The sequence below is a fragment of the Cyanobium sp. N5-Cardenillas genome (genome assembly GCF_024345515.1).
Classification (GTDB): Bacteria; Cyanobacteriota; Cyanobacteriia; order PCC-6307; family Cyanobiaceae; genus Cyanobium.
The window spans coordinates 1-8,757 of sequence record NZ_JAGQBG010000130.1; the positions used below are offsets into that span (position 1 = coordinate 1).

Here is an 8,757-nt window from a genome sequence, read left to right on the forward strand (position 1 = left end):
CCGTCCTGGGGAGCGACCATCCGCCGATCTGATTCCTGCGTAGGAATGGGTCATGCCAGTGCACGGCATAAGAACCGTGAGGATTCTTAGGCAGGCCCAACCCATCTGAGCCACCGGCAATGGCATGGACGATTCATTCCGTTCCATTCCCTTATCCCCTGCGAACCATGTCCAGCAAAATCGACGCCGCAGCCAAAGATGCTGAAGGCAAACTCCAGTCCGCCGTCGGCTCCATCACCGGTGACAACGGCCAACAACTCAAAGGAGAAGCCAAGCAGGTCCAGGCGGATGCCATGAAGGCGGAAGCCACGCTGAAGGAGGAAGCGAAGAAGGCCGCCAAGAAGCTTGACGACGCCACTGAATAGTCAACCAGCTGGCACCCGGGATCCAATAACGTCCACACTCCAGAGCCATGGTGCTCGCCACTGTGCAGCTTTGGAGCGGGTGGAAGGATGGGCACAAAAAAGGGGGCCGAAGCCCCCTCTCTCTCAACCACCAGGGGTGAGCCGATTTAACAGGATCACTTACCGATCTTGGCCACTTCAGCGCGGGCACGGGCCAGAACGGCACCGGTCAGCGGCACGTAATCCAGTTGCTTGGCGATCGCCTGACCCTTGGGAGAGAGGCCCCAGAGGAAAAACTGCTTGATGGTGTCGGTCTTGGCGCCGTTGCCGGTTTTGTAGGCCAGAACCCAGGTGAAGGAGGCGATCGGGAAGCTGTTGGCACCGGCCGGGTTGCAGTCCTCACCACCGAGGCGGGCATCCAGCTTGACGCTGTTGAGAGCGGCAGCGCCGGTGACGTCGTTGGCCAGAACGAACTTGCCGGCCTTGTTCTGGACGGCCGCCGGGGTGATCTTGCCCTTCACGAAGGCCTGGTTGAGGTAGCCGATCGAGCCGGGGGTGTTCTGGATGAGGCCGGCCACACCCTCATTTCCCTTGCCGCCGACGCCGACAGGCCACTTGACGGCCTTGCCGGTGCCCACCTTGCTCTTCCATTCCGGCGAGAAGCAGGAGAGGGAGTTGGTGAACACGTAGGTGGTGCCGGAACCATCGGAGCGGTGGGCCACCGTGATCGGGCCCTTGCCGCACTTCAGCTGGTCCCAGGTCTTGATCTTGCCGAGGAAGATGTCGGCGACCTGTGCCTGGGTGAGCTTGAGGTTTTTGCAGCCGGGATTGTTGTAGGCCGGCGTGACGGTACCCCCCATCATCGGGATCTGCAGGGCACCACGCTTGCCGGCAGCACCGGCGGTGAATTCGCCTTTCTTCTCCTGCAGCTCTTCATCGGTGGCGCCGAAATCAACGCTGCCGGCGTGGAACTGGCGAACACCGGCGCCGGATCCCACCGACTGGTAGTTCACCTGCTTCTTGGTTTCCTTGGCGAACTCCACGGCCCAGCGCTGGTAGGCCGGGGCGGGAAAGGTGGCCCCGGCTCCACTGATGGAGCTGCTCTGGGCGATCACCGGAACGGCCAGGCCAGCGGTAACCGCGCTGGCGGCGCCAAGGATCAGGGCCTTCTTCGCGAAGGTCATCAGAATTGCCAATTGGGTGCAAGTTATGAATAGCAACCCATTCCACCCATCGGTGTTATGGGCAGGTTAACGGGTTGTCAAGGAATGAATCACCCAATGGGCGGCTCGGCTCCCGGCGCCCCGGACCCGGGCCGTTCGGGTCGGGACGGCTCGGCTGGAGCGGCAGCGGGACGACGAAGGTCCAGAAGGAGCACCGTTATCAGTCCTGCCTGCGGCTGAGCGGCTGTCCGTCCCGACCTCCATGGTCCAGATCCGCGTCATCGTGATCACCAGCTTCCTCGGCGCCGGCAAGACCACCCGGCTCAACCGCATCCTCTCCAGCCAGCAGGGGGCGCGCACCGCCGTGCTGGTGAACGCGTTCGGTGCGATCGGCATCGACAACGAGACGGGGGTGGCCACCAGGGACTCCAGGGGTCTCCCGTCTGGCTGCTGCTGCCGGCCCTGAGCACGCTGTCGAGCCGCAGCGAATGGCAGCCGCTGGTCGCGGCCACGCACGACCAGGTCCAGCTGGCGAGTTTCGACGGGCCGGGCATCGGTGACACGGACCGCCCGGCGCTCGTCTTCGACGCCGCCCTGCTGCGCTCCAGCCTTGAGGCGGTCCTCACCGACCTGGAAGCCCGTCCGCATGGCCCCCTGACCGTGGTGCCGCCGGGGCGTTTCGGCTGGCTGCGGCGGCACGTGTGGCTGGATCCAGGCCTGCTGACACCCGATCGCCTGCGGCAGCAGCAGCGGCGGGCTCGAGGCCGCTGGTCAGTGTGGCTGGTGGCTGGAGCAGGCCCACCGTCTGCACTGTTCGTTCCAGGTGGTGCTGCCGACGGCGGCCCCGCCCCGCCCCACCCGGGTGATGGAGCGACTGGCCTAGGACGCCAATGGGGTGATGCGCCTCCCCGGCTGGCTCGGCCTGCACCAGGAGTTCGGCGCCTTGCTGGGGCGGCGGTTGCTGGAGGCTCTGGAGCCGTAACCCCCGTTACCTGGAATCGTGCCCTTGCTTGAGTTGGGCGCGGATGGAATCGATAGACCGAAGGAGCCTGATGATGGCTTCCATGATCACCATTTTCTTCGCTACATCCACGGGAAAGACCGAAGACATCGCCCAGCGTCTGGCGAGCTTTCTGGATTGTCCCACCCAAACGTGCGATGTCGACACTCTCAGCTCTGCGCAGGGCTTCTGTCGTGCGGATGCCTTGATCTGCTGCGTTCCCACCTGGAACACAGGCGCGGATTCCTTTCGCTCGGGAACAGCCTGGGATTCCCATGTGGAGTCGATTTCCGATCTGAATCTCACCGGTAAGCCCGTGGCGATTCTGGGTCTGGGCGATTCCTCGAGCTACAGCGATTATTTCTGCGATGCCATGGAAGAACTCCACAGCGCCTTCCGGAAGAGCGGGGCCCGGCTGGTGGGATCGGTGCCCGTCGAGGGCTACACCTTCCATGCGTCCAAAAGTGTCATCAATGGCCGCTTCTGCGGCCTGCCGATCGATGAGGACTCCGAGCCCGATCTCACCGACGACCGACTCCGTGGCTGGGCCGAACAGCTGAAACGGGAGATGTTGGACTTGCTGACCTGAGCAGCCCCTGCCTCGCTCAGGCGTCGGTTCTTTCAATGCGCACCCAGAGGCTTCGGCGGGCATCCAGGGTTTCCAGCAGCTCCAGGTGCTCGGCCGTGATGGCCCTGGCCTCCTCCATGCGGCCATCCAGGGACAGCTGGGACAGGCGCTCCATGCACCAGTCCCGTTGGTGGGTGAGAGCGAGGACGCGTCGCAGCTGGGCTTCATCCTCGGAAGGGGGAACACGGGTCATGACGGGCCGGATTATTTGAGCCATCAATCTGTCGATCCCTCGCCGTTCGATGTTGGCGAAACACACAACAGATGGTGCCTTTGCTGACCCTGGATGGCGACGGTGACCAATGTCACATCAGATTGTGTGAATGATGCGGCGCTGTCGCCTCGCCCTGGCTAGGGATAAGGAGGATATCCCTGCCATGCCTGTGAAAGAGCTCACATCCGCCATCAATCAACACCTCGCTGCAGAGTTTCAGGCCGGCCACACCTACCTGGCCATGTCGATCTGGCTGCGGGAGAAGGATCTGGCCGGATTCTCCACCTACATGCTCGAAAAGAGCCAGGAGGAGCGCAATCATGCGGCCCGCATGATCGCCTACCTGGTCGACAGCGATGAGCAGGTGGAGCTGCCCACGATCGAGGCTCCGGAACGCAGCTGGCCGTCGGTGCAGGGGCTGTTTGATCAGGTCTACGACATGGAAAAGGGCGTCACCGCCTCCATCAACCGTCTCTATGCCATGGCGGAGGATGTGGGCGAACGCAGCGCCACGGCCATGCTCGACTGGTTCGTGGCCGAGCAGCTCCAGGAGGAGGCGGAGGCCCGCTTCGTCCGCAAGCGTCTGCGCCTGGCGGGCGACAACAGTGCCGCCCTGCTGTTGCTGGACCAGCAGTTCCTGGAGGGAACGGCCCTGGCCCACGTCAAGGGCGGTCTCAGCGGCGCCACTGGCGCCTGAGCCATGATGGCCCCTTCTCACTATCGCGTTATCCCGATTCGGTTGATTCCGCCTGCCCGTGCCCTCCATGCCCGCTCCTGAGCGCGCCACCCCGGCTCCTGCCGAGCCCTGCCCCTCCTGCGGGGATCGGGCGGAGCGTCGCCTGCAGCGACGGGCGGGCTGGCGCTGGGGCGGCAGCGGCGCCTGCCATGGACCGGGTGGAGGCAGGGGACGGGGTTCCGGGTGGCAGGTCGCCCTGCTGGGCATGCCCAACACGGGCAAGTCGACCCTCTACAACCGGCTCACGGGCGGCCATGCGCAGATTGCCAACTGGCCCGGCCTGACGGTGGAGCTGCTGCGGGGTCCGATGCCGGCCGACCGCCACGGCACCACCTACGAGCTGGTGGATCTCCCCGGGATCCACGACCTGAGCGGCAGCAGCGAGGACGAAGCCGTGGTGCAGCGCTTCCTGCGCCACACGCCCCCCGATCTGGTGCTGGTGGTGCTCAATGCCAGCCAGATCGCCAGCCAGCTGCGGCTGCTGCTGCAGATCCAGCAGCTCGGCCTGCCGGTCGTGGCGGCGCTCAACATGAGTGATGAGGCCCGTCGCTTCGGCCTCGGCATCGATCACCTCGGCTTGTCGCAGGACCTCGGCCTGCCCGTGCTCCCGGTGAGCGCCCGGCACAACCAGGGCATCGCCGCGCTCCTCGATCAGATGCATCAGTGGGGCGAGAGCGGGAGTGCCTGGCCGGCCAGCCAGGGACCGGTGGCCAGCCCGGGGGATCCCCTGTGCGATCCCCAGCCCCTGGACGATCGCCTGCAGGAGCTGGTGGCCCGCCACGTGACGCTGCCGGAGCGGATGCTGAATCGCCGCACCCGTCTGGTGGATCGGGTGCTGCTCCATCCCCTGGTCGGCGTGGTGTTGTTCCTGGGGATCGTGCTGGCGCTGTTCCAGGTGCTGTATGCGGTCACCGCTCCGCTGCAGGATCTGCTGGGGACGGGTCTCGACTGGATCCAGGCCAGCTGGCTGGAGCCGGGTCTTCAGGGGCTGGGCTCACCGGACTGGTTGCGGCGCTTCCTGCTGGACGGCCTCTGGCTGGGGGTGAGCACGGTGGCCACCTTCCTGCCCCTGATCTTCGTGTTCTACGTCCTGATGGGCATCATCGAGGACTCGGGCTATCTGCCGCGTGCCGCCTTTCTGATGGATGGCTTCATGCGCTGGCTGGGGCTTGATGGACGGGCCTTCGTCCTTCAGATCATGGGGTTCGGCTGCAACGTGCCCTCGATCATGGGAACCCGGGTGATCCGGGATCGGGGCATGCGCCTGCTGGCGATGCTGTGCATTCCCTTTGCGCTCTGCCAGGCCAGGCTGACCGTGTTTCTGTTCATGGCCGGCGTGTTCTTCCCCAGACCCTGGTGGGCGCCGGGACTGGTGCTCTTCGGTTTCTACGGGATGAGTTTCCTGGCCGCCGTGATCACGGGCCTGGTGTTCCAGCGGGCCTACCCGAGTGAGGAGGCCTTCGTGCTGGAGCTGCCCCCCTACAGGGCCCCCAGCCTGGCCACCATCCTGCGCCGTGGCTGGACCTCGATGCTGAACTTTCTGGTCACCACCCGCGTCTTCATCATCGTGGGTGCGGCGGCTATCTGGCTGCTCACCAACCTCCCCCCGGGTGCGGCGGAGGGATCGGGCCGCACCCTGGCCGGAGCTATCGGAGCGCTCTTCCAGCCGTTGCTGGGGCCGATCGGCATGAACCCGGAGCTCACCGTGTCCCTGTTCTTCGGCTTCATCGCCAAGGAGATCCTGCTGGGAGCCATGGCGGTGATCTACAGAACCACCGAAACCAACCTGGGCGGCGCGATTCAGGGGGCCATCACGCCGTTGCAGTCGCTGAGTTTCATGACATTCGTGCTGCTCTACACCCCCTGCCTGGGCACGGTGGCGGCCCAGATCCAGGAAGCCAGGAGCCGCAGATTCGCCCTGTTGTCCCTGGGCTGGTCACTGGCGCTGGCCTGGCTGCTGGCCTTCATCGTCTATCAGGGGGGAGGGTTGATCCTGTCCCTGCGCTGATCACCCTGCGCCGATCAATCCGAAGCGATCGAGTGCACATCCATTTCGGCGGCATGTTCGTGGCGGAGCATGAACTCCAGCAGCCCACTGGCCAGATGCAGGATGCCCCCGGGCTTGCCGCGCCGCAGCACTTCCACTTCCGCGCCGGGCCGCACACCCATTGACTGCAATCGACGCTGCAGGCCGGGATGGCTCGGCAGGGACGTGATCGAAACCCTGGTGCCCGCTGGAACCTGACTGAGGGGCATGACAGCATTCTCTCTTAGAACGCCAGCTTAGGACGGCCCACGACGGCTTCGGTGCCGGTGGCTGGTTCGGTCATCGGGACGCCGTGGACGGCTGAACCGCCCGCAGCAGCGACGTGGCAAGGTCACGCTCCACCTGCATTTTCAGTCGCTCCACATCCTGCAGCTGGCTGTAGAGCCGATGCAATTCCCGTTCCTGGTCCTGCAGATGCCGGGCCAGACCGATCTGGGCCTGGGTCAGCTGGGGATGATCGAGCAGAATCGATGGCATCGAATCGCCGCGTCTGATCCGGTTGAGCACCTCGTGGGTCTCTGAAGTTGTCTCGCTCCGGCAGCCCATGAAGTCCCAGATTGCAGGCGGACAGGACATCGTCATCGTTCGACGTGGTAACGCTAGAGGCTCCCTAGGCTAAACAGAGACTCCAATCCTTCGGGTCGAATTTGAAACAGGCTCATGTTGCAGGTGTCACCCGTCGGTGATGTCATGTCCTCGGCCAGAGCCAGCGGCGCCTTGACCCTGACCCCCCCCACTCGCGGCCATGGGCTGGGGCCAGGATCAGGTTCGCGCATCAACGGCGTCGGAGAGCTGTTGCAGCGTCGGATGATGCTGGTGGGAGGTTGAATGAATCGTTCCATCCCTGATCCCGGCGACGACGCGGGCCAGTTCGCCGAGGTTCCCCCGGTAGAGATGGGGCTGGTCTCGCTTGAAATTCCCAAGGGCCGTGTCTGCGTTGTAGTCCCGCTTGAGTCTGTTCAGCTCGCTGACCAGCTGTTGCTTGTCATTGTTGTAAACGATGAAGTTCTCCGGCAATTGGCCGCTGTGCCCAGGCTCCGGTGTTTCAAAGAAGTGGGCGTGACACCAGTTGGCATAGGGCGTCAGAATCACACCACCACAGGCCTGGACTTCACAGATCGGCAGTCCGAATGATTCACAGTGTGCAATGAAATAGAGGCTGCAGCTCCTGTAGATCTTCCGGATCTCTGCCATGGAATAGCTGCCGTGGAGAACCTTGAAAGGGATGCAAGCCTCGAGGCAGGCCTGAATCTGTATGGCCCTTTCGGGCAGGTGATTGGGGTGCTCAAAATCAATGAGGGCACAGATCTCCCTGGGTTCAATGGCAAGGGACTGATCGATCAGATTGATACCGATGCGTGAAAAGTGCTCGGCTCCGGGCAATACGGGATACGCGGAGACTTCGGTGATGCAAAGATGGTGATCATAGCGATTGAGTCCCCAGTGGTTGCCTTTGGTAATACCCCTGCTCGCCACACAACCATGGACCCACTTCACCCAGTCGGCGCGACTGCCCAGATAAACCAGGTCATAAAGGATGATGGGCAGGTGAGGAACATCACGCCGTAGTCTGTGGTCATCAATAAGGTGATCGAAATAGGCGCGGGGCATGTGGCCCACGATCACGGCGAAGTCCACCGTCCTGAGCTGGCCAAGCAGCTTCCGATAGTTCAGCCATGAGCCGCATTCTTGTGCTACTCGAAACAGCTTTCCCTTCCAGTTCGCCCCTGCTCCCGCCCCTGCCACTGGTCTGCGGGGGAGCGCTGTCAGACCGTCATACAGAAGGATTGTGTCGACACCGATGACCTTGAACATGCGCTCCAGGCCTTCCGCCAGGGGCCGGTAGAAGCTGTTGGCGCGATTGGCCAGGATGGCGACTCTCACGGGCGTCTCTCCTTCGCTGCCGCCGGCTGGATTCAGGGGCCTCGATGCTTCATTCAAGCGTCCAGCACGATCCTGCGCATCGGCCGGATTGGGGGTGAGCGCATCAACCCGTCGCCTCCAGGTGTGCCACTCCGAGCCCGCAGCCAGGACAGGGCCGCATCGCATAGGTGTTGAAGGGGAAGCGGGGCGGCTGGAAGGGCTCGATGCCCCGGCGCCGGTCGAAGCGCACCATGCCGACCCTGCCGCTGTGGGCCACCACCAGCGCCGTGCGCCCCAGCCGGCGCTGGCTGCGGGCCCAGCTGCCGGTGTTGTAGTAGGTGATGTGACAGGGCCCACCGGTTTCGTTGATCGGCCCCGGCAGACCCAGCGGGGTGGCTTCGGGGATGTGGGTGTGGCCGTTGATCAGTCCGTCAAAGGCCTGCGGGCCCCGTCCCTCCCGCTGCAGGTGCTGGACAATGCCCCGCTTGATCAACCGGTCGTGCCCCGTGCGGCTCTTGAGGGCACTCTCGAGCACGAACGCCAGGGAGAAGCCGCCGGAGGAGTTGAGACCTCGGCTGATCGGGATCGGCCATTCCCGGTGGCTGGCCAGCAGATCGACGGCGCTCTGAAGGATTCCCTCCGGGTTCCAGCCGGCCGGCAGTGGCCCATGGGCCGGCCGTGTGAACGGGGACAGCAGGCCATTGATCCCGGCGCTGTAGTGCTCCTGCAGCCGGGCCAGACCCTCGGCCGCACCGGCGTGGA

11 protein-coding genes are annotated in these 8,757 nt (G+C 64.2%); 5 read left to right on the forward strand and 6 right to left on the reverse strand.

Translation table 11 applies throughout. The annotated features are described in order from the left end of the window. Positions 1 to 167: 167 nt before the first annotated feature. Positions 168 to 365 (forward strand): CsbD family protein, encoded by a 198-nt coding sequence (locus KBZ04_RS10905; protein ID WP_254991955.1) that lies wholly within the window; start codon positions 168 to 170, stop codon positions 363 to 365. A gap of 155 nt (positions 366 to 520) precedes the next feature. Here the strand turns inward: KBZ04_RS10905 and pstS are convergent, their stop codons facing one another. After that, positions 521 to 1,528 (reverse strand): phosphate ABC transporter substrate-binding protein PstS, encoded by a 1,008-nt coding sequence (pstS, locus tag KBZ04_RS10910; protein ID WP_254991956.1) that lies wholly within the window; start codon positions 1,526 to 1,528, stop codon positions 521 to 523. A 241-nt stretch (positions 1,529 to 1,769) separates the two neighbouring features. Between pstS and KBZ04_RS10915 the strand changes: the two genes are divergently transcribed. Both KBZ04_RS10915 and fldA read left to right on the forward strand, forming a co-directional pair. Further along, on the forward strand, positions 1,770 to 1,973 hold the full coding sequence (locus KBZ04_RS10915) for a GTP-binding protein (protein ID WP_315860107.1): 204 nt from the start codon (positions 1,770 to 1,772) through the stop codon (positions 1,971 to 1,973). Positions 1,974 to 2,571: 598 nt separating this feature from the next. Continuing rightward, positions 2,572 to 3,096 (forward strand): flavodoxin FldA, encoded by a 525-nt coding sequence (fldA, locus tag KBZ04_RS10920; RefSeq protein WP_254991957.1) that lies wholly within the window; start codon positions 2,572 to 2,574, stop codon positions 3,094 to 3,096. A 16-nt stretch (positions 3,097 to 3,112) separates the two neighbouring features. Here the strand turns inward: fldA and KBZ04_RS10925 are convergent, their stop codons facing one another. After that, positions 3,113 to 3,328, reverse strand: a complete 216-nt coding sequence (locus tag KBZ04_RS10925; protein ID WP_254991958.1) for a hypothetical protein — start codon at positions 3,326 to 3,328, stop codon at positions 3,113 to 3,115. Between the two features lie 190 nt (positions 3,329 to 3,518). Here KBZ04_RS10925 and KBZ04_RS10930 point away from each other — a divergent pair, with 190 nt between their 5' ends. Together KBZ04_RS10930 and feoB are read left to right on the forward strand one after the other, a co-directional pair. Beyond that, positions 3,519 to 4,046 (forward strand): ferritin, encoded by a 528-nt coding sequence (locus KBZ04_RS10930; protein WP_254991964.1) that lies wholly within the window; start codon positions 3,519 to 3,521, stop codon positions 4,044 to 4,046. Positions 4,047 to 4,113: 67 nt separating this feature from the next. Then, on the forward strand, positions 4,114 to 6,093 hold the full coding sequence (feoB, locus tag KBZ04_RS10935; protein ID WP_254991959.1) for a ferrous iron transport protein B: 1,980 nt from the start codon (positions 4,114 to 4,116) through the stop codon (positions 6,091 to 6,093). A gap of 14 nt (positions 6,094 to 6,107) precedes the next feature. Here feoB and KBZ04_RS10940 read toward each other — a convergent pair whose 3' ends face one another. The 4 genes from KBZ04_RS10940 to KBZ04_RS10955 all read right to left on the reverse strand — a co-directional run. Next, the gene (locus KBZ04_RS10940; protein WP_254991960.1) at positions 6,108 to 6,341 is read right to left on the reverse strand and encodes a ferrous iron transport protein A; all 234 of its coding nucleotides are present in this window, start codon (positions 6,339 to 6,341) and stop codon (positions 6,108 to 6,110) included. 70 nt (positions 6,342 to 6,411) lie between these two features. Further along, positions 6,412 to 6,714 (reverse strand): hypothetical protein, encoded by a 303-nt coding sequence (locus KBZ04_RS10945; protein ID WP_254991961.1) that lies wholly within the window; start codon positions 6,712 to 6,714, stop codon positions 6,412 to 6,414. A 180-nt stretch (positions 6,715 to 6,894) separates the two neighbouring features. Beyond that, a complete protein-coding gene (locus tag KBZ04_RS10950; RefSeq protein ID WP_254991962.1) occupies positions 6,895 to 8,016 on the reverse strand; it encodes a glycosyltransferase in 1,122 nt (373 codons plus the stop codon). Positions 8,017 to 8,119: 103 nt separating this feature from the next. After that, positions 8,120 to 8,757 (reverse strand): hypothetical protein (locus KBZ04_RS10955; RefSeq protein WP_254991963.1); only part of this gene is annotated, 638 nt, incomplete at its 5' end.